This is a genomic window from Stenotrophomonas sp. 364, assembly GCF_009832905.1.
Classification (GTDB): Bacteria; Pseudomonadota; Gammaproteobacteria; order Xanthomonadales; family Xanthomonadaceae; genus Stenotrophomonas; species Stenotrophomonas maltophilia_AP.
In genome coordinates, this window is record NZ_CP047135.1 from 733,355 (window position 1) to 757,674 (window position 24,320).

A 24,320-nucleotide genomic window follows, 5' to 3' on the forward strand; every position below is an offset into this window, starting at 1 on the left:
AATGGAAGTCCTGATGCGCCGCAGCCTCTTTTTGATGATGCTCCTCACGCTATGCCTGCCGGTGGCCACGATGGCCCAGAGCGGCCTGCGTACCGAAGGCGACGTGGCCAGCGCCACGGGCGCCTATGAGGCCGAAGTGCCGGTCAACAGCCAGGCCGACGCCGACCGCAACGGCGCGTTGGCGCGCGCGCTGGGCAATGTGCTGGCCAAGCTGTCCGGCGACCGCAGCGTGATGGGCCGCCCGGGCGTGGCCCAGGCCCTGCGCGGGGCCAAGGACTACGTGGCCAGCTATGACTACCGCCAGGACCAGAGCACCTCGGCCACCGGGGCCCCCAGCTTCCGCACCACGCTGGTGGCACGTTTCCGCCAGGACGACGTGGACGGCCTGATTTCCGCGCTGGGGCTGCCGCTGTGGCCGCAGCCGCGGCCCAAGCCGGTGGTCTGGCTGGCCATCGACGATGGCAGCGGCCCGCGACTGGTCAGCGTGCAGCAGGCCAACGCGGCCCGCCCGTTGCTGAACCGCGCCATCGAGCGCGGCTACAAGCTGGGCCTGCCCGGCGGCAGCGCCGCCGAACAGGCGCTGGTGGGCGCGATCTGGCGCCAGGACACCGCCGCGGTGGCCCGTGCCTCCTCGCGCTATGCCCCGCCGATGCAGCTGGTGGGCAAGCTGTACCGCGCCAACGGCGGCTGGGTGGCCGATTGGGTGTTCGTGGACGGCGGCAAGGAACTGAACAAGTGGACCACCAAGGACACCGATGCCCGGCGGGCCATGGCCAGTGGCGCGGACGGCACCGCCGACGCGCTGGTCCGGCGCTACGCCAAGGCCGGGGCCGCCACCGGCGCGGCCGGCAGCTACACCATCGTGGTGAGCGGGCTGGACAGTGCCGAGGACTACCTGCGCCTGGCCGCCGGCCTGCGTGAGAACCCGGTGGTACGCACCATCACCCCGCTGCGCGCGTCGGGCAACCGCCTGGAGCTGTCGCTGGAGATGACCACCGGCCTGTCCGGCCTGAACCGCATGCTCGGCGACAACGGCGTGATCGTGCCGCTGGCCCCGCTGCCGGTGCCGGTCGACGGCGATGACGCGCCCGGCACGCCGCCGCCCCCGGCCAGCAACGAGTACCGACTGCGATGATCCTCACTCCCGAAGCCGAGATCGCGCAGTTCCTGCGCCGCCTCAAATACGTTCTGGCGGCGCTGGCAGTGGGCTGGGTGATCTGGCTGCTGGGCCCGATCCTCACCCCGTTCGTGCTGGCCCTGGCACTGGCCTGGCTGGGCGATCCGCTGGTCGACCGCATCGAGGCCACCGGCCGCTCGCGCAATACCGGCGTGGTGCTGGTGTTCGTGGCGATGATCCTGCTGATCACCGCCGCACTGCTGATCCTGGTGCCGATGATCGAGCGCCAGATCGCCACCTTGGTGGCGGCCATCCCGCAGGCCCAGCAATGGCTGATGCAGACCGGCATTCCGTGGTTCGAGCAGAAGACCGGGCTGGAGATCATGCAGTGGATGGACCCGGACCGGCTGATCGAGTGGGTACGCAGCCACTGGCAGCAGGCCGGCGGCTTCGCCAAGACCTTCTTCGGCTACGTGTCGCGCTCGGGCTTCACCATGGTGACCTGGGTAGTCAATATCCTGCTGCTGCCGATCCTGGCGTTCTACTTCCTGCGTGACTGGGACAAGCTGGTGGAGCGGGTCGCGTCGATGATCCCGCGCAACCACATCGGCACCATCACCAAGCTGGCCCGCGAGTCCGACGAGGTGCTGGGGGCGTTCATCCGCGGCCAGTTCCTGGTGATGATCGCGCTGGGCGTGGTGTATGCCGCCGGCCTGTCGCTGGTGGGGCTGAAGCTGGGCCTGTTGATCGGCCTGGTGGCCGGCCTGATCAGCTTCATTCCGTACCTGGGCGCCACCACCGGCATCGTGATGGCCATCGGTGCGGCGCTGGTGCAGGCGCAGGGCTTCGACCTGAAGCTGCTGATCCTGGTGGGCGTGGTGTTCACCGTGGGCCAGCTGCTGGAAAGCTACGTGCTCACTCCGCGCATCGTCGGCGACAAGATCGGCCTGCACCCGGTGGCGGTGATTTTCGCGGTGATGGCCGGTGGTCAGCTGTTCGGCTTCCTGGGCATGCTGCTGGCGCTGCCGGTGGCGGCGGTCAGCAACGTGCTGCTGCGCTATGCGCACCAGCGTTATCGCCAGAGCGACCTGTATGCCGGCGAGAAGTCGGCGATCGTGCTGGATTCCTACATCGACAAGCCCACCATCATCGTGGACACCTCGCCGAAGGCGCCTGACCTTCAGTGAGCGTCGTTCCGCAGCTGCCGCTCGCCCTGCGCTACCCGCAGGACGAGCGACTGGAAACCTTCATCGGTGCACCGGACGGTGCGCTGGCGCAGCTGCGTGCGATCGCGGTGGGGGCCGCACATGACTGGGTGTACCTGGAAGGCGCGGCCGGTACCGGCAAGACCCACCAGGCGCTGGCGATGTGCTCGCTGGCCGAACAGGCCGGCCGCCAGCCGACCTACCTGCCGCTGAAGGCGGTGGTGGGCCGGACCCGCGCCGCGCTGGAGTCGCTGGAGGGGCGCGACCTGGTCGCGCTGGACGGGCTGGATGCGGTGGCCGGGCAGCGCGAGGACGAGGTGGCGCTGTTTGATTTCCACAACCGCGCGCGCAGTGCCGGCATCACCCTGTTGTATACCGCCCAGCACGGCCCGGACCAGCTCGGCCTGGTGCTGCCGGACCTGCGTTCGCGCCTGCAGCAGTGCGTCCGCGTGCAGCTGCAGCCGCTGGATGACGAAGGCCGCGCGGCGGTGCTGCGCGAACGCGCGTTGCGCCGTGGCCTGGCCATCGACGAGGCGGCGATCGAATGGCTGCTCACCCGTACCGGCCGCGAACTGGGCAGCCTGGTCAGCCTGCTGGACTGGCTGGACCGCGAATCGCTGGCGGCACAGCGACGCATCACCGTGCCGTTCCTGCGGCAGGTCCTGGAAGACGGCCCGCACCGGTTGTAGAGCCGACCGTTGGTCGGCTGCTCTGGTGGGCTCGGGCGGAGAGCAGCCGACCAACGGTCGGCTCTACCGCCGGGTCGCCCAGGTTCGTGCCCGCGGTGTTTTACCCGTGCCGGGACTGCAACTGGGCGTCCAGCTGCGCCAGACGCTCCGGCGTGCCTACATCAGTCCAGCGCCCGCGGTGATGCTGCCCGCTCACGCGGCCCTCGACCATGGCATGGCGCAGCAGCGGGGCCAGGCCGAACTGCGGCGGTTGGGCCGCCGCGCCTGCGGTGGCGCCGATCACCGCGCGCCAGCGGTCAAGGATGGCCGGGCGGTACACGCCGATGCCGGCATAGGTCAGGCGTGCGGCGTCGCCATCGTCATCAACGCGGCCGTCGGGATGCAGGATGAAATCGCCGCACGGATGCTGCGCCGGGTTGTCGACCAGCACCAGGTGCGCATCGCCCGCCGGTACGTCCGGCAGCGTGCCGAAATCCAGGTCGGTCCAGACATCGCCGTTGACCACCAGGAACGGCGCATCACCAAGCAGCGGCAACGCGTTGAGGATGCCGCCGCCGGTTTCCAGCGGCACCGGGCCTTCGTCGATGAGGTGCAGGCGCAGGCCCCAGCGCGCGCCGTCGCCCAAGGCGGGGGCGAACTGCTCGCCCAGCCAGGACGTGTTGACCACCACCTCGTGGATGCCCGCGGCCGCCAGCTTTTCCAGGTGCCAGGCGATCAACGGCTTGCCGCCGGCTACCAGTAGCGGCTTGGGCGTGTGCAGGGTCAGCGGGCGCATGCGCTCGCCTTTGCCGGCCGAGAAGATCATCGCCTTCATGGGCGCGCCAGCACCGGGCTGGCCAGCTGCGCCAACGCCGGTTTGATGCGCCGCTGCAGCAGGTCGTCCAGCGCGGCCAGTTCGGGATGGCGCGGCAGCACTTCGTCCAGGTAGGCGATGAAGCGCGGCGCGTCGTCGAAATAGTGGCCCTTGCCGTCGCGGTCGCGCAGGCGCACGAACAGGCCCAGGATCTTCAGGTGGCGCTGCACGCCCATCCAGTCGGCGTCGCGCAGGAACTGCGGCCACGGCCGCACCGGCAGGCCCGCGGCCAGCGCCTGGGCGTGGTAGCGCGCCAGCCACGCATCCACCTTGGCCAGCGGCCAGCTCAGGAACGCGTCCTTGAACAGGCTCACCGGGTCGTAGGCGATCGGCCCACGCACCAGGTCCTGGAAGTCCAGCACGGCCGGGCCGCCGTCGACCGGCATCAGGTTGCGCGGCATGAAGTCGCGGTGGGTGAGCACCTGGGGCTGGTTCAGCGCGTTGTCCATCAGCCGCCGGTGCACCAACTGCAGCTGCTCCAGCTCGCCACAGTCGAGCTGCAGGCCCAGGTGGCGCTGCAGGAACCATTCGTCGAACAGCCCGGCATCACGCTGCAGCAGCGCCTCGCCGAAGCTGCCCATGCCCTCGGGCACGGGAATCTGTTGCAGCCGGATCAGCTGTGCGAAGGCGGCATCGAACCACGCATCGGCATTGCGGTCGTCGATGTGCCGGGCCAGCGTGGGCCCGCCCAGGTCTTCCAGCAGCAGGAAGCCCTGTTCGACATCGCGCTCGAGCACCTGCGGCACGCGCACGCCGTTGGGTTCCAGCAGGTCATGCATGCGCAGCCACGGGCGAACATCTTCCAGCCCGGGCGGGGAGTCCATCACGATGTGGCTGCCGCGCGCGCTGGTGGCACGCCAGTAGCTGCGGAACCCGGCGTCAACCGAGGCGCGGTCGAGCGCCAGCTGCGGGTCGTTCAGCGCGGTGCTGGCCCACTGGCGGCGCAGTTCGGCGCGCTGGGGATCGGAAGCAGGATCATTCATGGACAGGTACGTCGAAGCGGCACCGGGTGGCGCCAGGCGAATAGGAGAAGTGCGTCGGCTCAGCGCTTGCCGCCGCCGCTCACAAGCCGCAGCAGGGCAAGCACGGCCACCGCACCGAGGACCGCGCCGAGGAAGCCGGCCGGCTCACCGGCGGCATACCAGCCCATGTACTGGCCAAACCAGCCGGCCAGCAGTGCGCCGACGATGCCCAGCACGATGGTCAGCAGGCAGCCCATGCGGTTGTTGCCGGGCATGAAGAAACGCCCGAGCAGGCCGACGAAAAAGCCGACCAGGATGATGTAGAGCCAGCTGGTGCTGCCGAACAGTCCGTTCATGCCATCTACGCCGTCGAGGGATGGACGCAGCCTAGCAAGGCCAGGCTGCGTCCGTCACGGCGTGACGCAATCAGCAGCAGCCGTGGCCGCCGTGGCGGGTGCCGCTGTCGGCGGCCACCGGCGAACCGCTGGTCTCACCGCGCAGGCTGGCCGCGTAGTGCTCGCTGATCACCTTGGACACGCACGCGGTGACCTTCTTGCCCATCGGAATGTGCAGGAACTCGTTCGGGCCATGCGCGTTGGAGTGCGGGCCGAGCACGCCGGTGATCATGAACTGCGCGCCGGGGAACTTCTCGCCCAGCATGCCCATGAACGGGATCGAGCCACCTTCGCCCATGTACATCGCCGGCTTGCCGAAGAAGGTCTGGCTGGCGTCGTCGATGGCCTGGGTCAGCCACGGCGCCATCGCCGGGGCGTTCCAGCCGCTGGAGGCCTTTTCCAGGTCCAGCTTCACTTCCGCGCCGTTCGGCGGGTCGCGCAGGAGCGCTTCTTTCAGCAGCTCGCCGCAGGCCTTGCCGTCGGCGGTGGGCGGCAGGCGCAGCGACAGCTTCACCGCGGTATGCGGGCGCAGCACGTTGCCGGCCGAGGCCAGCGGCGGCATGCCGTCCACGCCGGTCACCGACAACGCCGGGCGCCAGGTGCGGTTGAGCACCAGCTCGGTGAGGTCTTCGTTCATCGGCTTGAGACCGTCGACCATCGGGAATTTCTCGAAGATCGCGGTGTCCACCACGTCGGCGGCGCGCTTGGCCTGTTCCAAGCGCTCGGCCGGGATCTCGACATTCATGCCGTCGATCAGGATGCGGCCGGTGTTCTCGTCCTCGATGCGCGACAGCAGCTGGCGCAGCAGGCGGAAGCTGGACGGGATCACGCCGGAGGCATCGCCGGAATGCACGCCTTCGTTGAGCACCTTCACCGAGAAGTTGCCGCCGGTCAGGCCGCGCAGCGAGGTGGTGCACCACAGCTGGTCGTAGTTGGCGCAGCCCGAATCCAGGCACACCACCAGCGAGGGCTTGCCGATGCGGTCGGCCAGGTGGTCCACGTAGGCCGGCAGGTCGTAGCTGCCCGATTCTTCGCAGGCTTCGATCAGCACCACGCAGCGCGCATGCGGCAGGCCCTGTTCCTGCAGCGCAAGCACGGCAGCCAGCGAACCGAACATGGCATAGCCGTCGTCGGCGCCACCGCGGCCGTACAGCTTGTCGCCGCGCAGCACCGGAATCCACGGGCCCAGGTCGTCGTCCCAGCCGGTCATTTCCGGCTGCTTGTCCAGGTGGCCGTACAGCAGGATGGTGTCGTCGCCGGTCTCGGCGCCGGAGGCGGGGATTTCCAGCAGCAGCAGCGGCGTGCGGCCTTCCAGGCGCACCACCTCTACCGTCAGGCCTGGCAGATTCTGGGCACGGGCCCAGGTCTCCATCAGGGTAACGGCCTGCTCCATGTACCCATTGGCCACCCAATCTGCGTCGAACATCGGCGATTTGTTGGGAATACGGATGTAATCGACCAATTGCGGGACGATGTCGCTGTCCCACTTCTCACTGACGAATTGGCCGAGTTTGGTGCTGTCCATCTGACACTCCGGATGCATTGGCAAGTCCTCACATTCTACGCCCGGAGCGGGGGTAGGGATTTCCCTACACAACGTCAGGTATTTGGCTGGCTGTGTGAAGTCGCTGTGGACGATAGGCTGTGTGTATGTGGCGAGGCACGCTGGAGCTTCCGACGGGATAGCCGGCAGGCACCGGTTCCGAGCCACAAGGAGTAGCAAGGTGGGGCCTTGGTTTTCGTGTAAGGCGCTGGTGCTGGGACTGTTGCTGATGGGGGCTGCGCAAGCATCCGACCGGATCGACATCAATACAGCAGATGCGTCGACGCTGCAGCAGGGACTGACGAACGTGGGGCCACACAAGGCCGAGGCGATCGTCGCGTACCGGCGACAACACGGCCACTTCCTTCGCGTCGAGGATTTGACGCGGGTGAAGGGGATAGGGACAGCAACGGTCGAACGGAATCGACAACGGATGACGACGGGGATCATGAAGAGTCCCGCCGCGGAACCGCCCAGGAGGGCGTTGCCGGCATCCGTACCGAGGCGCTGACCAGACAGGACAGGTCGGGGACGGGCAGGGAGCCTGTCACTGGTTGCCGCGCAGGACGCGCGGTGACACCGACATACGCAGGGATGCGTGCGCGGAAGGATTGGCGCGGATCCACCAGGACGGTGGCATCCAGACCCGGGAAGGGCTGTGATGGCGGAACAGGATACGGCCGAGTGCAGGGAGCATGGCCGGCACCCATACTGGGCAGGATGCACAGGGGGAAGGCGGGATGCCGACAAGGACGTGATGATTGCCCGGTACTGCGCAGGGATGCGCGGCCGGGCAATTTCTTTTTGGACGGCGTGGAGTGCTCGCGCCGACAACGCCACGCCATGCGTGGCTGTCTTGATCAAGAAGCCGCGAACACCTGTTTCATGCAGTGCGTTGGTGTAGCGTCTGCGCATCACTGGATGGAATGACCCCATGGCACCACGCCGCGCGTTGCTTACCCTGGCCTTGGCCACCCTGTTCGCCAGCGGATTCTGCTCGGCCGCGGCTGCTGCACCGCCGGCCAGCACGAGCGCTGAAAAATCCCCCGCCGCACCGCGCGGGCCCACCGATCTCAAGCCGGGCGAGTTTCTCTGGCATCCGGAAATCTCGCCGGCCGGGCCGATCGTGCTGGTGGTCAGCCTGGATGAGCAGCGCGCCTACGTGTACCGCAACGGCATCGCCATTGGCCTGAGCACGATCAGCTCGGGCAAGACCGGGCATGAAACCCCGACCGGTGTGTTCACCATTCTGCAGAAGGACAAGGACCACAAGTCCAACCTCTACAACAGTGCGCCGATGCCTTACATGCAGCGGCTGACCTGGGACGGCATCGCGCTGCACGGCGGCAACCTGCCCGGGCACCCGGCCTCGCACGGCTGCGTGCGCCTGCCGCAGGCGTTCGCGCAGAAGCTGTTCGGTGAAACCAAGCGCGGCGACACCGTGGTGGTGGCCGACGCCAAGAGCGCGCCGATGACGCTGGCCTACCCGGCGGTGCTGGCCCCGGTGAACAGCACCGGCAAGCCGTTGGTGGAAACCACCGATGCGCCGGCGCATTACTGGAACGACGCGGCCGCGCCGAGTGGCCAGGTGGGCATCCTGGTGAGCCTGCACGACCAGCGCCTGTACGTGCTGCGCGATGGCGTGTTGATCGGCGAATCGCACCTGGAGGCCAAGGCCCTGCCAGCGTTCGAGGGCACCACCCTGTTCGTGATGCAGCAGGGCTACTCGGATGTGCCCAGCCCGCTGGACGCCCACCAGCGCCTGCACAAGTGGACCGCCTACCCGTTGCTGGGGCAGAGCGCGGGCAATGCGAGCCCGGACCTGCTGGCCACGCCCAGCCTGCCGATGGCGCTGCCGCCGGAATTTGCCGAGCAGTTGTACAAGGCGCTGGTGCCCGGCACCACGCTGCTGGTGACCAGCCTGCCGGCGGTACGCCCGGTGGCCGATGAACAGAACCTGCAGCCGGTGTTGGAATCGGACGCGGACGGGTCCACCTTGTAACCAATGGCCCTGTTGGTATGTCGTCCATGCGCGTGACCCGGAGAACTCGAACTGTCCTGTGTGGGCTGGCGCTGGCCGGGTCGGGCGCGTGCGCGGCCGCCGCGCCGGCCGCCCTGCCGCCGGCACAGCTGGCCGACATGCTGGCGCGCGCGGCGCCGGGCGCCGACCGCAAGGTGCTGCAGCTGGCCGCAAAGGCAATGACCTGCGCTCTGCGGCGGCCGGAACTGGGTATCGACCCGACTCGGCTGAGCGTGATCGACTACTCGCGCCCGTCCACCGAACAGCGCATGTGGGTGTTCGACCTGGCCCGACAGAAACTGCTGTTCGAGGAATGGGTGGCGCATGGCCGCAACAGCGGGGGCAACCAGACCGAACATTTTTCCAATCGCGATGGCAGCTTCATGTCCAGCCTGGGCGCGTTCACCGCGAAGGAAACCTACATGGGCGGCAATGGGTATTCATTGCGCCTGGAAGGGCTTGAGCCGGGCTTCAACGACCATGCGCGCGACCGCGCCATCGTCATCCATGGCGCCCCGTACGTGAACCCGACCATGGCCCGGCTGCAGGGCCGGCTGGGCCGCAGCCTCGGCTGCCCGGCGGTCCGGCTGACCGTGGCCAAGCCGCTCATCAACAGCCTGCGTGACGGTGCGATGGTGTTCGCCTACTACCCCGACAAGGACTGGCTGGCACGTTCGCAGCTGTTGGGCCCGGACTGCGGCGGCCGCGCCGGCTGAGGCACAATGCCGGCATGTCGACCGATACCGTCCTGAGCGCGGCAACGCGCGTGATTCCAAGTGTCGAGTACCGCCGCGAGCGCTGGCGCAATGGGCTGGGCTGGACGCGCGAGATCCTGCGCGTGCCCGATACCGGGGAGTGGCAGGTGCGCATGTCGATTGCCGAGATCGAGCAGGATGCGGCGTTCTCCGCATTCCCCGGCATCGAGCGCGAACTGGTGTTGCTGCGCGGGCAAGGGCTGCGCCTACGCTTCGCCGACGGGGCCGTGCATACGCTGCTGCCGCCGCACGACCGGGTGCGGTTGGCCGGCGAAGCGGAGATCCATGGCGAGCTGGTGGACGGGCTTACCCACGACTTCAACCTGATGTGGCGCCGCGACGCGCTGGAGGCCGAACTGCTGCACCGGCCGCTGGTAGGCAGCATGTTCTTCTTCACCGAACCGGCGGTGGCCTGGGCGATTCATCTGCTGGCCGGACAGGCGCAGTTCGAGGGCGACACCGACCTGCCGCCGATGGACGTCGGCGACACCGCCTGGCTGGCGGCTGGCCCGCGCAAACGATTTGCGCTGCGTGGCGGCGGTGAACTGCTCGCGATCCGACTGAGCGCGCGGTAGGGGCGCATACCGATCACCTGCGCAACGTCAGGTGGTGGCATCACCCGTATCGAAGGCTCCGTTGCGGGTCATGCGTTCGCCGCGGGGATCACCGTCTCGGCAGTCGCTTGGGAACCGACCGTACCGATGGTTGTGCCAACGGTCATCGGCCGTCGATTCGGCACCAACGCCACCCGCGCGCGGCGCCTCCGTGCGCTCAGTACACGTCGCGCCGGTAGCGCCCGGCCACGATCAGCGCTTCCTTGCCTTCGCGGCCGAGGGCGCGTTCGATCACCGCGTCCACGGCCGGGGCCATGCCCCGCAAGCTGCCGCAGACCAGGATCGTGGCGCCTTCGCGCGACCATTCCCACAGCCGGTCGATGTGCGCCTGCAGGCGATCCTGCACGTAGCGGTGTTCGCCGCCGTCGCGGCTGAACACCGTATCCAGGTGTTCGATCCAGCCGGCCTGCTGCCACGCGCTCAGTTCGTCGCCGAAGTAGAAGTCGTGCGCCCGTGTGCGCTCCCCGAACAGCAGCCAGGTATGCCGCGCGCCGGCGTCGATGCGGGCACGCAGGTGCGCGCGCAGGCCGGCGATGCCGGTGCCGTTGCCGATCAGGATCAGCGGGGCGTCCGGCGCAGGGGCGTGGAAATTCGGGTTGCTGCGGAACCTCAGGTCGATGCGGCCGCCCAGTGCGGCGTGGTCGCACAACCAGCCGCTGCCCAGGCCGGGCGTGCCATCGGGGCGCAGCTGGCGGCGCAGCAACAGCTGCACGTGGCCTTCGCCGGGCATGCTGGCGATGGAGTATTCGCGGTGTGGCAGCGGGCGCAATGACGCCACCAACGCAGCCGCGTCGTCGGCCGGTGCTTCATCGGCATCGGGCAGGTGCGCGCGCGACAGGTGCGCGTGCAGGGTGTCGCCGTTGATCTGCTGCGTGCCGTCCAGCGCGGTGGTGGCCAGCCACGCATCCACCGCCGCCGGGGCATGGCGTGGGCCGATTTCCACCACGTCGCCGGCTTGCCACGCGGGCAGGACGCCATCGGCGGGCACCAGCGATACACGCCAGGTGCCGGCACCGGGGCTGCCCGGGTTTTCCAGCGTGCGGCTGCGCAGCTGCCAGTGCAGGTAATCGGCCGGGGTCCAGTCGGGCAGGTCCGTGGCGGTGCCACCCAGCTGGCCCAGCAGCTGCTGCCAGTGCCGCAGCGCGGCCGGGTCGGCGTTGTCCACTTCCACGGTGTCGAACAACGGGTGCGCACCGTGCTGGCGCAACCACGCATCGAGCTGGTGGCCGAACGCGCAGAAGTGCCCGTAGCTGCGGTCGCCCAGTGCCAGCACGCCGTAGTGCAGCTGCGGCAGTGCCAGCGCCTGCGGCATCACCGTGCGCAGGAACGGCAGCGCGTGGTCGGGCGCATCGCCTTCGCCGGTGGTGCTGGCGATGAACAGGACCTGCGTGGCCTGCTGCAGCGTGCTGGCGTCCACCTGGTGCAGGCCGCGCAGCCGCACCGGCACGCCCGCCGCGCGCAGGGTCTCGGCGCTGCGCGCGCACAGTTGCTGGGCAAAGCCGGTCTGGCTGGCCCAGACCAACAGCAGCGGTGCCGGCCCGGCCGCCGCCGCATCGTCGCGTGGACGGCCCCGCCACCAGATCGCAGCGCAGAGCACGGCATAGCCGAACACGCTGGCGGCGGCGATGCGCCACTGTGATGCCATCGGTGGACCCTGCCACCACGGCGCCTGCAGGTGCAGGCGCAACAGCAGCCACGCCAGCACCGCCAGCACGGCGATCACCAGCAGGTTGCCCACGGTGGCGCGCGTCGGACGGCTCATGCGGGCGGCGCCTGTGGCGCATCCAGCAGCTGTGCGAAGGCCGGGCTCAGGTGCTCTTCGATGCCCTGCGCGCCACGGCTGACAAAGCGCGCGGCCAGCGCGTGCTCGCGGGCAAAGGCCAGGCCCTGCTCGAGGCCCATCACGGTCAGCGCGGTGGCCCAGCCGTCGGCGTGCATCGCGTCGCGTGCGGCCACGGTGACGGCGGCGGCCGCACGCGTGACCGGCGCGCCGGTGCGCGGGTCCAGGGTGTGGCTGAACTGCACGCCGTCCTGTTCGAAGTGATGCCAGCGGTCGCCGGAGGTGGCCACGGCCAGGTCGTCCAGCGCAAGCACCCGTGGCGGCAATGCGGTGCTGGCTTCTTCTTCGTGACCGGCCTCGACCAGCACGCGCCAGCGCTGGCCATCGGGCTTGCGGCCGTAACCGTGCAGTTCCCCGCCCACTTCCACCAGCGCGGCATGCACGCCCTGCTGGCGCAGCCAGGCGCTGACCTGGTCCACGCCGAAGCCTTTGGCGATGGCCGACAGATCCAGTTCCACGCCACCGGGTTGCTGCAGGGTCTGATCGGCCCAGTGCAGACGCTGCCAGCCGCAGCGCGCGCGGGTGGCGGCCAGCGTGGCGGGGTCGGGAATGCGCTGTGCGTGCGCGTGCGCGCCAAACCCCCACAGCGCCACCAGCGGCCCCACGGTGGGGTCGAAGGCGCCCGCGCTGCGGCGGGCGATGTCCACGGCGACGTCCACCACCTGTGCGAACAGGTCGGGCACGCGCTGCACGCTGCCGGGCGCGGCGCGGTTGAAGCGGGTGATGTCACTGTTGGCTTCCCAGGTGCTCATCTGCGCCACGATGGCGTCGAGCCGGGCCTGGATGCCGGCATGCAGGGGGTGCAGATCGCGCGTGCGCGCGACCACCAGCTTTACCTGCCAGGTGGTGCCCATGGTGTGGCCACCGAGGCTGGCGATGTCGAGGTCTTCGTCGTTCATGGGCTGGGGCAGGGAGGGCATGCGGCCCGCACCATCATCGATCCTGGTAAAGGCCCCCTCCACCGGGGAGGGGGCGTGCCGCAGATGCGGCCTCAAGCGGAACTGCGCGGGGTGTTACTGCGGCAACACTTCGAGGGTGGCCACGTAGCTCAGGCGGCGGGTCTTGGCCTGCTTGAGCGAGGTCTTCTTGTCTTCGCTGCCGGTTTCCAGCCAGTACATGCCGGCCTCTGGCCAGGTGACGCTGAACTCGCCCTTCTTGTCGCTGGTGACCTTGATCTCGTCCTGGGCGTTGCGGTAACGCGTGCCGCCGCGGGTAATCTCGAACGCCAGGCCGGCGCGCGGCTTGCCGTCGACCAGCACGCGGAAGCGCGCCGCTTCGCCGGCGACCAGGTCATTGGGATGGCCCAGCGCAACCATTTCGATGCCCTGCCTGGTCGGCTTCAGCGCGGTGTCGTTGGGGGTGCCGTTGGTGACGAAGGTTTCCACCCGGCCGACCGATTGCGACACCTGCAGCTTCTTGGCCTTCTTCGGCACTTCCGTGGCGAAGGTGGCGGGAGTACCGCGCCAGCGCTTGGGCTTGCCGTCTTCTTCCCAGCTGGCCGACAGGCCGTTGTTGACGGTGGCCAGGCGGTAGGTGCCCTGCTGGGTGAGCTCGACATCGAACACGCTGCGGAACTTGCCGGTGGCCGCGTTCTGCGGCTGCACCAGGCTGCCGTCCGGGGCAGTGATGATGAGGTTGTCCAGGCGCAGCGGCACGTGGTTGAAGTAGAAGAGGTCGTTGGACACGGCCGCATCGACGGTGATCCACGGCTTCTCGCCGGCAACGACGGTCTGCGAGGGCTGCAGCCAGGCCTTGTGGGCCAGGGCGGAGAACGGAAGTGCGGCGGCCAGGGCGGCGGCTAGGACGAGCGAGCGCTTCATCAACAACTCCATGTAGGGGGCAGGTGCGAGGGACATGCCCGGTGAAGGGGGAACGGTCCGACCGCCGATGCTACGCGGCGGTGCGGGGATGCGGTGTGCCCGCCAGCGAAGGCGGGCGGAAGGTCACGGTTTGGCGCTGAGGGTGACCAGGCCGAGTTCGGTGGCGCCCTGCGCCTTGCCGTTCTGGACGGCGGTGACCGGCCAGGTGAAGGGGATTTTGAGCAGTTCGCGGCCGCCGACTTCGCGCACGGCTTCGACCACGAGGGTGTAGTTGCCGGGGGCCAGGGCCTTCAGAGCGGGCTGCTTGTCGTTGAACGACAGGGCCTGCTTGCCGGCGGGGCGGGTGGGGCCGGTGACGCCGTCGACGGGCACGTCCAGGGTGCGGCCGCTTTTGCGCCACCACTGGCGCAGGTCGGGCAGCCACTTGGTGCCATGGCCTTCGCTGTTGCCGGTCTGCTGGTACCAGACCGAGAGGTTGGCGGCGACTTTCTGGTCGGCGCCTTCCAGCCACACCGCGACGTAGGGGCGGTGATACTCGGCAACGGTGAGCTTGGGCACTTCGACGTTGATGTCGAGGGTGGCGGCGTAGGCGGGGCTGGTGGCGAGCAGGCCGCTCAGGGCGATGGTCAGGGTGACGCGCATGGTGCGGCTCCGTGGGGCGATCAGTGGATGAGGATGAGGGCGATGAGCAGGGGGATCATCAGGCCGAGGCCGACCAGGGGCCAGGTCATGCGTCGCTGGCGGGCATGCAGGTGGAGCAGGAAGAGGCCGGTGATGCAGAAGACAAGGCAGGCGCCGGCGAACACGTCGAGGAACCAGCCCCAGGCGGGCCCGGCGTTGCGGCCTTTGTGAAGGTCGTTGAAGTAGGAGACCCAGCCGCGGGTGGTGGCTTCGTATTCGACGGCGCCGCTGTCGCGGTCGATGCTGAGCCAGGCGTCACCGCCGGGGCGGGGCATGGAGAGGTAGATTTCGCCATCGGACCATTCGGCGGTGCGGCGGCCGATGGAGATGTGCAGTTGGGCATCGAGCCAGCGGGCGGTGGCACGGGGCAGGGGCGCGTTGCCGTCGGCGCGGTCGCCGAGCTTGGCGAGCAGGTCGGCGGGCAGGTCCAGCTGGCGGTTGACGACCTGCGGGGTGGCGTCGATCCGGGCGGCATGGTTGAGGGTGATGCCGGTGGCGGCAAACAGGAGCATGCCGATGAGGCAGACGGCCGAGCTGATCCAGTGCCACTGGTGCAGGGTGCGCAGCCAGAAGCCACGACTTTGTTGCTGCTGCACGCTGGAGGTGGGAGTGGGCACTGGGGGTGGGTTTTGATCGAATGGCGAATTACACCATTGATGAGAATGGTTCGCAATTTGTGGTTTGGGCCGAAGCCTAAAGCTCAAAGCACGGCGGCACTTGGGTCTGCCGGGGCGTGACGGCGGGTATGGGTTCACGGGACACGCCGCGAGTACGTCCGTGTAGGCTCCGCCACCGCATCCATGCGGTGGAGGGTCCCGTAAACCCATACCCGCCGTCCCGTGGACACTGCGTCGGCGCGCACGGGAAGAGCGGGCTGTTGGCCGTTTTTTGGAGAGGGGTGCCGAGCATGGCTCGGCAAAAACCAAGCCGCGATCCGGTAGAGCCGAGCGTTGCTCGGCTGCTGTTGCTCTTGCTGTTGCTCTTGCTCTTGCTCCCCCGCCCTTAACTGCGCCGGGGCCCCCGACCATCTGTCTGGGGGCGGTGGGGGTGGGGTTATGGGGCCGTAGAGCGCCATGGATGGCGCGAACGAGCTTACAGGGGTGAGGGCGCATTGCTTGCGAGGCACTGCCTCGCATGCGTCCGAACGCACAGCCGCCAGCGGCTGGGCCGGGCCGCGGAGCGGGACTTGCAGCGTGCCCCATAACCCCACCCCCACCGACCCACCCCAGAAACCCATCAGCCCCGACGCTTCCCCAATCAGAACTTCGCGTTCAACGACATCCAGTAGCTGCGGCGCTGGTCCTTGGTCGCGTAGTCGTCCACGCAGTTGTATTCGCTGTCGCTGATCAACACGCACGACTGCGACACGAAGTCCTTGTCGAACAGGTTGTTGACCCGCGCATTGAGCGTCAGCCAACGGTTGATGTTCCAGCTGCCGCCCAGGTGGAAGATCGTATAGTCCTCGTAATAGCGCACCTGCGAGGTGCTCACCCCGCCCACGTTGCCCACCAGCGTGTCGCGGTAGCGGTCGTAGCGGCCTTCGCCGATCAGCGACAGACTCACCGCATCGTTGATCTGCCAGTTCAGGCTGGCATTGGCCATGTGCCTGGCCGGCGTGGTCGTGCCCCCCACCGGCTTGCCCTTGTCCACCCCGCTGGTCTGCTCGGACCTGGTATAGGTGTAGTTACCGCGCAACTGCAGGCTGTCCAGCAGGTCCACGTAAGCCGCGGCTTCAACACCGCGCGTTTCGGCCTTGTCGATGTTCACGCTCTGGCTGAAGGTGCTGTAGCCCAGCGCCGCCCAGCCCGGGCCCACGTCCACGCAGTACCCGCCGCCGGCCGGAGCCACTTCGCAGTTCGGGAACGTGCCGCCGCTGGCGATCTTGTCGTCGAACTTGTTGAGGAAGCCGGTGACATTGAAGCCCCAGTCGCTGCCTTCGTAGTACGCCGCCACCTCATAGTTGGTGCTGGTTTCCGGCTGCAGGTTCGGCGAACCCACCAGCGGCAGCACGCCCTGGCCACCAAAGCCGGTCACGCCGGGGAACAGCTGGTCCGGGCGCGGGGTCTTGTACCCGGTGCTCACGCCGCCCTTGATCGTCCACGCATCGCTTGCGTTCCACACCAGGTAACCGCGCGGGCTGACGTGGCTGCCGAAAATGTTGTGGTCGTCGTAGCGCACGCCCACCGTGGCGGTCAGCGTGTCGGTCAGCGCCCAGTTGTCCTCGGCGAACACCGACCACATCCGGTGCTGCTGCTTGACGTTGTCACGGTAGCCGGCGCCGTCCATGCCGAACACGCCGTCCACCATGTCGGTGTCGTTGTACTGGCCACCCACGGTCAGCTTGTGCGCGCCGAAGGTCATGTCCAGCATCGTGTCCAGCACGTAGCCTTCCAACTCCATCGTGCGCAGCGGGCGCGGCAGGAAGGCCTGCAGGCGGGCCTGCTCGCTGGCGTTGAGCGCGGTCAGCGCATTGCCGCGGCCCGCGGCGCAGTTGGCGGCCGCGCCGGTGCGGCCGCATACGTCGTTCCACAGCGTCTGCAGGTCCGCGCGTTCGTCCAGGGTCAGCGGCAGCGAGCGGCCCAGGTTGTTGCTGGTGGTGTGGGTCAGCGTGGTCTGCCACGTGCCGAAGCTGTAGCGGCCCTGGTGGCTCAGCGCCAGCTGGTCGCGCTCGTAGCGCTGGTAGGCGGTATAGCCCACGCGCGGCTGCACCACGCGGCGGGTGATCGTGCCGCTGCCGTTCGGGTTGGGAATGGTCGCATTGCCCACGCGCCACAGGCTGGCGGCACTGTCCAGGGTGCCGGTCTGGCCTTCGCTGTTGTCGTACTTCTGGCGCGAGATGTCGTAGTCCAGGCTCAGGTCGTGGTCGTCGTTGATCGTCCAGTTCAAGCGCAGGCCGGTGTTCCAGTTGGTGTTGGCCACCGCCTTGCCGCCGCCGCCGAAGCCGATGCTGCGTTCCCACAGCGTGCCGTCCGGCAGCGGCAGGTCGTCCCACTCCGGGTTGGACGCCTTGGCGTCGTAGTAGCTGCCGCGCACTGCCAGGGCCAGGCGGTCCTTGAGCAACGGGCCGGTCAGGTACACGTCGGTGGTGCGCGCATCGCCGAACTGGTCGTCCTGCTGCACGGTGAAGCCTTGGGTGACCGAGCCGTGCCAGCTGTCCTGGTTGCGCCGGGTGATGATGTTGATCACCCCGCCCATCGCATCGGAGCCATACAGCGTGGACATCGGGCCGCGCACCACTTCGATGCGCTCGATCGCATCCAGCGGCGGCAGGTAGGCGAACTGACCGCCGCCGAAGTTGTTCGGGTACAACTGGCCCACGTTGCTCTGGCGGCGCCCGTCGATCAGCACCAGGGTGTATTCGGACGGCATGCCGCGCATGGAAATGGTGGCGCGGCCGTTCTTGTCGGTGGTTTCCATGCCCACGTCGATGCCTTCCACGTCGCGCAGCGCATCCACCAGGCTGGTGTACGGGCGCTTGCTCAGTTCCTCGCGGCTGACCACGCTGATGCTGGCCGGCGCGTCGGTGATCTTCTGCTCGAAGCCGGCGGCGGTGACGACCACCTTGTCCAGCGTGGTCGGCGCGCCGGCAGCGGCGCCGTTGGCGAAGGCCGGGGCGCTGAGCGCGCCGAGCAGGGCGATGCTCAGCGAGCAACGGGAAAGGGACGTGCAACGACGCTGGCGCTGGGCCATGGCAATAACCTCGAAGGGAAGCAGACGGACGCGCGCGCGGTTAGCAGGCCACGCCACGCACCACAGATCAGGAAGGGACCCGCAGGGCGGGCAGACAGGCGGTGATCGGCATCGACGGCGCGTTGGCGCCGCAGGCGATGCGCGGGATCAGCCCTGCGGTGGCGCCTGGCCGCGCTGTACGCGCAGCCCCGGGGCCGATGGCAGCGGCGTGGCCGGTGCCGAATCAACCGATGGCGATACCTGCGGCGGCAACGCGAGCATGGTGGCCATCAGCGCGCCCAGTGCATCCACCGGTTCGGGCAACGGCGGCAGCGGGGTACGCGACAACCGGGCGCTGGCCATCCGGCGCAGCTTGGCCGGTGCCTCTTCCTGCGGGGCGGTTTCGCCGCCGCCGGCGGGGCGTTCTTCCACCGGCATCTGCAGCACGATGGCGCTGCTGCCCGGTATGGCGTGCTCCAGCACCGGCAGGCCGGTGAGCAGCATCGCCAGCAAGGCCAGCCAGGCCAGCACGCTCGCCAACGCCGGACGCTGCCCGCGCACGGCGGGGGCGAAGCTGCGGTGGCGGTGCGGGTGGCGCAAGTGGGGGTGTCCGGTCTACGGCGGCCCGGAGGTTCGGGACGCAACGCGCCGGGATTGTAGTGAGATACGTTCCCGGGTGCAAATGGGAATGATTTGCGATTGAGGGTGGTACACCTGCCTCAGGACAGGCGCCGGTGCGCTCAGACCTCGCTCCAGCGGCGCAGCAGGTTGTGATACACGCCGGTGAGCTGCAGCACGGCGGCCGCGTCGGCACCGCCGGTGCGCAGCGTCTCGATGGCGCTGTCCATCTCCAGCAGCATGCGCCGCGCGCTGTCGTCGCGGACCATGCTCTGTACCCAGAAGAACGAGGCAAGCCGGGCACCGCGTGTCACCGCGTTGACCCGGTGCAGACTGCTGGACGGATAGACCACCAGGTCACCGGCAGGCAGTTTCACCTCGTGCTCGCCATAGGTGTCGCTGACCACCAGTTCACCGCCGTCATAGGCCTCCGGCGGGCTCAGGAACAAGGTGCAGGACACATCCGAGCGCAGGTGGGCACGCTGCTCGCCGTGGCCGGTGATCATCACCGCCCCGTCGACATGCAGGCCGTATTCGCCCCCGCCCTGGTAGCGGTTGAAGCGCGGTGGCAGGATCCGCAGCGGCAGCGCCGCGGCAAAGAACAGCGGGTGCCGTTCCAGCGCCGCCAGCACCACCCGCCCCAGCTCGGCCTTCAGGGGCGAGGCATCGGGTAGCTGCTCGTTGCGTTTGACCTGCGCGCCCTGCGCGCCCACGGTTTCGCGACCATCGGCCCAGTCCGCCGCCGCAAGCGCGCGCTGCAGATGGGCCAGTTCATCGGCGGAAAGTACGTCGGGAACATGCAGCAGCATGGCGGGATCCTCTGCGCGGCGCGGGGGCTGCCCGCGCCGCCCACGCATCAGAAGCGGTAGTCGGCGCTGAGCAGGAACGAGCGCGGCGCGCCCGGGGTGTAACGGTACCCGCTCTTGTTGATCGCAGCCACGTACTGCTTGTCGAACAGGTTGTAGGCGTTCAAGCGCACCACCAGGCGCGGGTTGATGGTGTACGAGGCGACCGCATCGTAGACCGTGTAGGACTTGGTGAATGCCGGGGTGCCCACTGCGCCATCGGTACCGCGATGCATCCGGCCCGCATACCGTGCGCCACCGCCGAGGGTCAGGCCGAACGGGAAGGTGTAGCTGGTCCAGCTGGTGAAGGTGTCGCCGGGCGTGTAGGTCAGGTTGCGGGTGCCGTCGGCGGCAACGTTGGCACCTTCCTCCACGTCGGTATCGAGGTGGCTGTAGCCGGCGCTCACCGACCAGTTGTCGGTGATGCGGCCCACCGTGGACACTTCGATGCCCTGCACCGACTTCTTGCCGGTCTGGGTCGGGTTGCCGGCGTCATCGAGCACCTGGGTGTTGATCTCGTTGCTGACCTCGGTTTTGAACAGCGCCACGTTCAAGGCCAGTGCGTCGCCCAGGAAGCTCCACTTGGTGCCCACCTCGAATGTCTTTGCCTTCTGTGGGTCCAGGCTGGGGTTGTCGGCGCTGCTGGCCGAGGCGCTCAGCTGGAAATTGCTGCCACCGGGGGGCTGCTGCGAGATGGCGTAGTTGGCATACAGGCTGACCAGGTCATCGACCTTGTACACCGCCCCCACTTTCCAGTTGAGCAGGGTGTCCGAATGCGCCAGCGACGGATTGGGGATCACCGTGCCGACTGGATTGCTGCCACAGGCCGGCCCGCGCCCACCGCAGACCGACGCGCTCTGGTACTCGGTCTTGTAGTGATCTGCACGCAGGCCAGCGGTGAGCAGGAAGCTCTCGCCGATGGTGAGCGTGTCGAACAGGTACGCCGACGACGTCGTGGTCTTGCCATGGCTGTCGGCGCCGTTGTGTGCCCAGGTCAGGCCGGTGGCGTTCCAGTCCGGTGCGTACAGGTTGGCCGCTGACCACACGCTGCCGCCGGTGGCAGCCTGCCCGAAACTCTTCAGTTCTTCGCGGGTGAACTCCAGGCCGGTGCTCAGGTTGTGCTCGACCGTACCGGTGGCGAAGTCGGCGCGCAGGTTGAGCTGGTCGGTAAGGATGGTGTTCTGCTGGTGCTTGAAGGTCGGCAGGCTTCGCGCGAGGGTGTAGCTGCCCAGGTCGGCGGCGGAGGTGTAGCGGATGTTGCCGGTCGCCGCGCCATTGGCACCGCGGGTGCCGGTGCCCATGAAGGCGGTCAGCATGTAGTCCTGGTCGGTGCGGCCCCAGCGCGCGGTGTTGGTCAGGCGGACGTTGTCGTTGAGGTCGTGCTCGATGCGGAACGTGGCCATCTTCGCGGTGACGTCGTCGTGGTCGGCCCGGGTACCGTAGAAGTTCTCCGGGTCCACCGGGTGGCCGGCCAGCTGTTCCAGCGTAGGCTGCGGCGTCCAGCCCGGCAGGCCGAGCGTGGGGACGCCGCCGTCGGGCACGTTGTCCTGTTCCACGTAAAGCAGGTTGAGGTAGTAGCGCGTGGCGGTGCCCAGGCCGAAGGCAAGCGACGGGGCGATGCCCCAGCGGCTGTTGTTGACATGGTCGCGGCCAGGCTGGTCGTTGTCCTGCCACATGGCATTGAGGCGCAGCGCGCTGGTCGCGCCCAGGGTCTGGTTCCAGTCGGCGGTGGTACGCGCCTGGCTGTCGGTTCCCGCCGAGACGGTGCCGGACACCGCGTCATGCAGGGTGGCCTGCTTGCTCACCATGTTGATCGCGCCGGTGGGGGCGGAACGGCCGTTGTCGGTACCGGCCGGACCCTTGGCCACTTCCACCTGTTCGGTATTGAACACATCGCGCGAGATCGAACCGATGTCGCGCACGCCATCGACGAAGATGCTGCTCGACGTGTCGAAGCCGCGCATGAAAATGCTGTCGCCGGTATTTGTGTTGCCGTTCTCGCCCACGTAGAACGTCCCCACACCCGGACTGTTGCGCAGTGCATCGGTCAGCGTGGTGGCACCCTGCTGGTTGAACAGATCGGCGGTGATCACCTGGATGGTCTGCGGCGTGTCCTGCAGCGACTGGGTGAACTTGGGCGAGGCGACCTTGTCGGCCTTGTAGCCGCGCACCCCGAGCACGTGCACCTGGTCCAGGGTCTGCGGCGTGGCGGTGCTGGACTGGGCCAGGGCTGTGACGGGCAGCGTGGCCAGGCCCAGGCCGGTGACCAGCCCGGCGGTGGCCAGGCAGGCGGCGCTGCGCGAAGAGGGAGAGTGCTTGCGGCTCTTGATCATGGAGGACAGTCCAGAAGGGCGAAGGTAGGGCAGCAGGGGCATGCAGCGATCGGACGGGGCGATCGGCGGTGCAGGCAGGGCAGGGCGAACAGGCGTGGCCGCTGGCTGCGCGACGCGCAGGCAGGGCAGTGCCACCACGCGGTGCGTGGCAGCAGGATCAGGCGTAAGGAGGGGCGTGGCCGGGGTTGAGCCGCAGCGACGGTTCCATCCGCTGCCAGCGCAGCGCATCGGCCGGCCACAGCGGCACTACTGCCACCCAGGGGGTGCGGCGCAGGCGCAAGGTCATGCCGTGGGTGCTGGTGTCGGGATCGGTCCCGCCTTCGGTGGCCGCAGACAGTTCACTGGCTGGGGGTTCCGGGCAGGGGGCCGGTGCCTGCGGCAGCGTGGCGGCGGCATCGACCGGCGCCAGAGCCAGCGTGGACAGCGTCGTGGCCGGGTGTGCCAGCGGGACGCTGGCGCGTTTGCCGCTCAGCCAGCCGGCGGCCAGCAGCACCACGCAGAGCGTGGCCCACAGGGCAGCAACACCGAGGGCGGAACGGGTGGCGGACACGGTTTACCAGGCAGGCGCGGCCGGGCGGCCGCGGCGCACATGGTAATGCTAGCGATTCCCATTTTCAAAAGGCCGCTGTTCAGTCGCGGTCGTCGCGGGCCCAGACCCCGTCGTGTTCGCGTTTGACGGGGAACCTGGCCACCGGCGAATAGGCCGGGGCGCACAGGGCGCGGCCATCGCGGATGTCGAAGCGGGCGCCGTGCAGCACGCACTCGATGCTGGCCTCGGCGGTATCGAAGGTGCCCGAGGACAGCTCGAATTCGTCGTGGGTGCACTGGTCTTCCAGGGCGTACAGCTCGCCGTCCAGGTTGAACACCACGATCGGGGTGCCGGTGACCTCGTCGAACGTGCTTTTCATCTCGCCCGGCAGCAGGTCGGCGCTGGCGCAGACGAAGGTCCAGATGTCGCTCACGCGGAAACCACCAGCGGCTTTTCCAGGATCTCGAAGCGCAGGTCGTCGCGCTTGGGGATGCCGAAGCGTTCGTCGCCATAGGGGAAGGGCTTCTTGATGCCGGTGCGTGCGTAGCCTCGGCGCTCGTAGAAGGCGATCAGCTCCTCGCGCACGTCGATCACGGTCATCTGCATCACCGGCACGCCCCATTCGCGGGCGGCGTGGGCCTCGGCGGCGTCCATCATCTGCTTGCCGATGCCGCCACCCTGCTGGGTGGGGGCGACCGAGAACATGCCGAAATAGCCCGTGCCGTTGTCGTCGGCTACGTGCGCGCAGGCGGCCAGCTGGCCCTCGCGCTCGGCCAGCAGGATGGTCGAACGCGGCTTGGCCAGGTCGGCCTGCAGGCCCTGCGCGTCGATGCGGGCGCCGTCCAGCAGGTCGGCTTCGGTGGTCCAGCCGGCGCGGCTGGCGTCGCCGCGATAGGCCGAGGTGACCAGGGCGATCAGGGCGGGGATGTCGGCGGCAGTGGCCGCGCGGAAGGTCAGGGTGCTCATGCCGCCCATTCTAGGCGGGGGGCGCGATGCCGGGTAGGTACCGGCCAGTGGCCGGTAGCCGCCTCAGCGCATGAAAAATTCCACCGGGAACGACAGTTCCACCGGTGCCTGGCGGTCCTCCGGCACCTTGGGCAACGGCGCGGCGCGGCGGAAGGTGTCCAGCGCGGCCTGGTCCAGCAGCGGGAAGCCAGAGGTCGCTTCCAGCGACAGCGCCAGCAGGCTGCCGTCGCGGCCCACGCTGACCCGCAGTTGGGCGATGCCTTCCTGGCGGCGGGCGCGCGCGGCGTTGGGGTAACGTCGGAAGCGCTCGAGGCGCGCCATCACCCGGCCCTCCCAGCTGTCGCGACCGGGCGTGGCTTCGCTGGGGCCGGCGGGCAGCGGCGGGCTGGGCGGTGCGGCGGCAACCGAGGCCTCCTGCTGCTGGGGCGCGAGGGAATCGGTGGTGGGCTGCGGTGGCGTGGGCGGGGGAATGACCCAGTTGGCGGTGGCGCGCGGCGGTGTCTGCGGCAGCGGGCGCGGTGGCTCCGGTTTCTGCTTGAGCACTGCGGCGGCACTGCTGGGGGTGGGGGCAACGATCTCTTCCAGCGGGACTTCCGGCGCACGCGGCGGCAGCAGGATCAGCTGGGTGCGCTCGGCCGGCGGTGGCGGTAGGTCAGCCGGGGAATAGGCCTGCCTCCAAAGCAGGGCCACGAAGAGGCCGACATGGGCCAGCACCGTGATGCCGGCCGCGAGAGCACGCGCATGGCGTTCGACGAACGCAGGCGGGCGGGGCGACCACGGCAGACCGACGGGCGGCTGGCCCGTGCAAAGGAGGGGGGACGGCATCGCCAATTACGCAAATGAGAAGTGTTCGCATTATCGCATTG

The 24,320-nt window shown here is 68.7% G+C and carries 24 protein-coding genes; 7 read left to right on the plus strand and 17 right to left on the minus strand.

Features of this window, described 5'->3' with window-relative positions; genetic code table 11:
• Positions 1-13 precede the first annotated feature (13 nt).
• From GQ674_RS03525 to hda, 3 genes are read left to right on the plus strand one after another with little or no spacing between them, the layout of a single operon-like run.
• Positions 14-1,135: a DUF2066 domain-containing protein gene (locus GQ674_RS03525; protein WP_201290211.1), complete on the plus strand. Its 1,122-nt coding sequence runs from the start codon at positions 14-16 to the stop codon at positions 1,133-1,135.
• Entirely contained in the window at positions 1,132-2,304 is a 1,173-nt protein-coding gene (locus tag GQ674_RS03530; protein WP_128098019.1) for an AI-2E family transporter, read from the plus strand. The genes GQ674_RS03525 and GQ674_RS03530 overlap by 4 nt, the downstream gene beginning before the upstream one ends.
• Positions 2,301-3,011, plus strand: a complete 711-nt coding sequence (gene hda, locus GQ674_RS03535; protein WP_137188798.1) for a DnaA regulatory inactivator Hda — start codon at positions 2,301-2,303, stop codon at positions 3,009-3,011. Before GQ674_RS03530 ends, hda begins: the two co-directional genes overlap by 4 nt.
• Positions 3,012-3,111: 100 nt before the next feature.
• On the opposite strand, the gene murU is transcribed toward hda, so the two are convergent.
• The 4 genes from murU to GQ674_RS03555 all read right to left on the minus strand — a co-directional run bounded on the left by murU (position 3,112) and on the right by GQ674_RS03555 (position 6,746).
• Positions 3,112-3,825 carry an N-acetylmuramate alpha-1-phosphate uridylyltransferase MurU gene (gene murU / locus GQ674_RS03540; RefSeq protein WP_159495971.1) on the minus strand — a complete coding sequence of 238 codons (714 nt, stop codon included), beginning with the start codon at positions 3,823-3,825 and terminating at the stop codon, positions 3,112-3,114.
• Positions 3,822-4,847, minus strand: a complete 1,026-nt coding sequence (locus tag GQ674_RS03545; protein WP_159495972.1) for a phosphotransferase — start codon at positions 4,845-4,847, stop codon at positions 3,822-3,824. Before GQ674_RS03545 ends, murU begins: the two co-directional genes overlap by 4 nt.
• 59 nt (positions 4,848-4,906) lie before the next feature.
• Positions 4,907-5,182, minus strand: a complete 276-nt coding sequence (locus tag GQ674_RS03550; RefSeq protein ID WP_159495973.1) for a GlsB/YeaQ/YmgE family stress response membrane protein — start codon at positions 5,180-5,182, stop codon at positions 4,907-4,909.
• Between the two features lie 70 nt (positions 5,183-5,252).
• Positions 5,253-6,746 carry a M20 family metallopeptidase gene (locus GQ674_RS03555; RefSeq protein WP_159495974.1) on the minus strand — a complete coding sequence of 498 codons (1,494 nt, stop codon included), beginning with the start codon at positions 6,744-6,746 and terminating at the stop codon, positions 5,253-5,255.
• Between the two features lie 247 nt (positions 6,747-6,993).
• On the opposite strand from GQ674_RS03555, the gene GQ674_RS03560 reads away from it, so the two are divergent.
• The 4 genes from GQ674_RS03560 to GQ674_RS03575 all read left to right on the plus strand — a co-directional run bounded on the left by GQ674_RS03560 (position 6,994) and on the right by GQ674_RS03575 (position 10,114).
• Positions 6,994-7,275 (plus strand): helix-hairpin-helix domain-containing protein, encoded by a 282-nt coding sequence (locus GQ674_RS03560; protein ID WP_137189998.1) that lies wholly within the window; start codon positions 6,994-6,996, stop codon positions 7,273-7,275.
• 423 nt (positions 7,276-7,698) lie between these two features.
• Positions 7,699-8,766, plus strand: coding sequence for a L,D-transpeptidase (locus GQ674_RS03565; protein WP_159495975.1), 1,068 nt, complete (start codon positions 7,699-7,701; stop codon positions 8,764-8,766).
• 26 nt (positions 8,767-8,792) lie between these two features.
• Positions 8,793-9,500: a murein L,D-transpeptidase catalytic domain family protein gene (locus GQ674_RS03570; protein ID WP_159495976.1), complete on the plus strand. Its 708-nt coding sequence runs from the start codon at positions 8,793-8,795 to the stop codon at positions 9,498-9,500.
• Between the two features lie 14 nt (positions 9,501-9,514).
• Positions 9,515-10,114, plus strand: a complete 600-nt coding sequence (locus GQ674_RS03575) for a HutD family protein (protein ID WP_159495977.1) — start codon at positions 9,515-9,517, stop codon at positions 10,112-10,114.
• Positions 10,115-10,310: 196 nt separating this feature from the next.
• Here the strand turns inward: GQ674_RS03575 and GQ674_RS03580 are convergent, their stop codons facing one another.
• The 13 genes from GQ674_RS03580 to GQ674_RS03640 form a co-directional block, all read right to left on the minus strand.
• Positions 10,311-11,915: a sulfite reductase subunit alpha gene (locus GQ674_RS03580; RefSeq protein ID WP_159495978.1), complete on the minus strand. Its 1,605-nt coding sequence runs from the start codon at positions 11,913-11,915 to the stop codon at positions 10,311-10,313.
• Positions 11,912-12,892 (minus strand): FAD:protein FMN transferase, encoded by a 981-nt coding sequence (locus GQ674_RS03585; RefSeq protein WP_159499206.1) that lies wholly within the window; start codon positions 12,890-12,892, stop codon positions 11,912-11,914. The genes GQ674_RS03580 and GQ674_RS03585 overlap by 4 nt, the downstream gene beginning before the upstream one ends.
• A 114-nt stretch (positions 12,893-13,006) precedes the next feature.
• Positions 13,007-13,813 carry a DUF4198 domain-containing protein gene (locus tag GQ674_RS03590; protein ID WP_159495979.1) on the minus strand — a complete coding sequence of 269 codons (807 nt, stop codon included), beginning with the start codon at positions 13,811-13,813 and terminating at the stop codon, positions 13,007-13,009.
• A 123-nt stretch (positions 13,814-13,936) separates the two neighbouring features.
• Positions 13,937-14,455, minus strand: a complete 519-nt coding sequence (locus GQ674_RS03595; RefSeq protein WP_159495980.1) for a DUF2271 domain-containing protein — start codon at positions 14,453-14,455, stop codon at positions 13,937-13,939.
• Positions 14,456-14,475: 20 nt separating this feature from the next.
• Positions 14,476-15,111 carry a PepSY-associated TM helix domain-containing protein gene (locus GQ674_RS03600; protein WP_159495981.1) on the minus strand — a complete coding sequence of 212 codons (636 nt, stop codon included), beginning with the start codon at positions 15,109-15,111 and terminating at the stop codon, positions 14,476-14,478.
• A gap of 640 nt (positions 15,112-15,751) precedes the next feature.
• Entirely contained in the window at positions 15,752-18,184 is a 2,433-nt protein-coding gene (locus GQ674_RS03605; protein ID WP_159495982.1) for a TonB-dependent receptor, read from the minus strand.
• 147 nt (positions 18,185-18,331) lie between these two features.
• On the minus strand, positions 18,332-18,763 hold the full coding sequence (locus GQ674_RS03610; protein ID WP_236546178.1) for a hypothetical protein: 432 nt from the start codon (positions 18,761-18,763) through the stop codon (positions 18,332-18,334).
• 140 nt (positions 18,764-18,903) lie between these two features.
• On the minus strand, positions 18,904-19,590 hold the full coding sequence (locus tag GQ674_RS03615) for a Fe2+-dependent dioxygenase (RefSeq protein WP_159495983.1): 687 nt from the start codon (positions 19,588-19,590) through the stop codon (positions 18,904-18,906).
• Positions 19,591-19,637: 47 nt separating this feature from the next.
• The gene (locus GQ674_RS03620) at positions 19,638-21,959 is read right to left on the minus strand and encodes a catecholate siderophore receptor Fiu (protein ID WP_236546179.1); all 2,322 of its coding nucleotides are present in this window, start codon (positions 21,957-21,959) and stop codon (positions 19,638-19,640) included.
• Positions 21,960-22,116: 157 nt separating this feature from the next.
• Positions 22,117-22,509, minus strand: coding sequence for a hypothetical protein (locus GQ674_RS03625; RefSeq protein ID WP_159495985.1), 393 nt, complete (start codon positions 22,507-22,509; stop codon positions 22,117-22,119).
• A 79-nt stretch (positions 22,510-22,588) separates the two neighbouring features.
• Positions 22,589-22,921, minus strand: a complete 333-nt coding sequence (locus GQ674_RS03630) for a non-heme iron oxygenase ferredoxin subunit (protein ID WP_159495986.1) — start codon at positions 22,919-22,921, stop codon at positions 22,589-22,591.
• Positions 22,918-23,454: a GNAT family N-acetyltransferase gene (locus GQ674_RS03635; protein ID WP_159495987.1), complete on the minus strand. Its 537-nt coding sequence runs from the start codon at positions 23,452-23,454 to the stop codon at positions 22,918-22,920. The genes GQ674_RS03630 and GQ674_RS03635 overlap by 4 nt, the downstream gene beginning before the upstream one ends.
• Before the next feature lie 63 nt (positions 23,455-23,517).
• Complete coding sequence (locus GQ674_RS03640) at positions 23,518-24,279, minus strand: energy transducer TonB (RefSeq protein ID WP_159495988.1); 762 nt, start codon at positions 24,277-24,279, stop codon at positions 23,518-23,520.
• Between the last annotated feature and the right edge of the window lie 41 nt (positions 24,280-24,320).

Bases quoted from the DNA above. Each gene is read 5' to 3' on its own strand.
- GQ674_RS03525 (WP_201290211.1), top strand. From the start codon at position 14: ATGCGCCGCAGCCTCTTTTTGATGATGCTCCTCACGCTATGCCTGCCG.
- GQ674_RS03530 (WP_128098019.1), top strand. From the start codon at position 1,132: ATGATCCTCACTCCCGAAGCCGAGATCGCGCAGTTCCTGCGCCGCCTC.
- murU (WP_159495971.1), bottom strand. From the start codon at position 3,825: ATGAAGGCGATGATCTTCTCGGCCGGCAAAGGCGAGCGCATGCGCCCG.
- GQ674_RS03545 (WP_159495972.1), bottom strand. From the start codon at position 4,847: ATGAATGATCCTGCTTCCGATCCCCAGCGCGCCGAACTGCGCCGCCAG.
- GQ674_RS03550 (WP_159495973.1), bottom strand. From the start codon at position 5,182: ATGAACGGACTGTTCGGCAGCACCAGCTGGCTCTACATCATCCTGGTC.
- GQ674_RS03555 (WP_159495974.1), bottom strand. From the start codon at position 6,746: ATGGACAGCACCAAACTCGGCCAATTCGTCAGTGAGAAGTGGGACAGC.
- GQ674_RS03560 (WP_137189998.1), top strand. From the start codon at position 6,994: ATGGGGGCTGCGCAAGCATCCGACCGGATCGACATCAATACAGCAGAT.
- GQ674_RS03565 (WP_159495975.1), top strand. From the start codon at position 7,699: ATGGCACCACGCCGCGCGTTGCTTACCCTGGCCTTGGCCACCCTGTTC.
- GQ674_RS03570 (WP_159495976.1), top strand. From the start codon at position 8,793: ATGCGCGTGACCCGGAGAACTCGAACTGTCCTGTGTGGGCTGGCGCTG.
- GQ674_RS03575 (WP_159495977.1), top strand. From the start codon at position 9,515: ATGTCGACCGATACCGTCCTGAGCGCGGCAACGCGCGTGATTCCAAGT.
- GQ674_RS03580 (WP_159495978.1), bottom strand. From the start codon at position 11,915: ATGAGCCGTCCGACGCGCGCCACCGTGGGCAACCTGCTGGTGATCGCC.
- GQ674_RS03585 (WP_159499206.1), bottom strand. From the start codon at position 12,892: ATGAACGACGAAGACCTCGACATCGCCAGCCTCGGTGGCCACACCATG.
- GQ674_RS03590 (WP_159495979.1), bottom strand. From the start codon at position 13,813: ATGAAGCGCTCGCTCGTCCTAGCCGCCGCCCTGGCCGCCGCACTTCCG.
- GQ674_RS03595 (WP_159495980.1), bottom strand. From the start codon at position 14,455: ATGCGCGTCACCCTGACCATCGCCCTGAGCGGCCTGCTCGCCACCAGC.
- GQ674_RS03605 (WP_159495982.1), bottom strand. From the start codon at position 18,184: ATGGCCCAGCGCCAGCGTCGTTGCACGTCCCTTTCCCGTTGCTCGCTG.
- GQ674_RS03615 (WP_159495983.1), bottom strand. From the start codon at position 19,590: ATGCTGCTGCATGTTCCCGACGTACTTTCCGCCGATGAACTGGCCCAT.
- GQ674_RS03620 (WP_236546179.1), bottom strand. From the start codon at position 21,959: ATGATCAAGAGCCGCAAGCACTCTCCCTCTTCGCGCAGCGCCGCCTGC.
- GQ674_RS03635 (WP_159495987.1), bottom strand. From the start codon at position 23,454: ATGAGCACCCTGACCTTCCGCGCGGCCACTGCCGCCGACATCCCCGCC.
- GQ674_RS03640 (WP_159495988.1), bottom strand. From the start codon at position 24,279: ATGCCGTCCCCCCTCCTTTGCACGGGCCAGCCGCCCGTCGGTCTGCCG.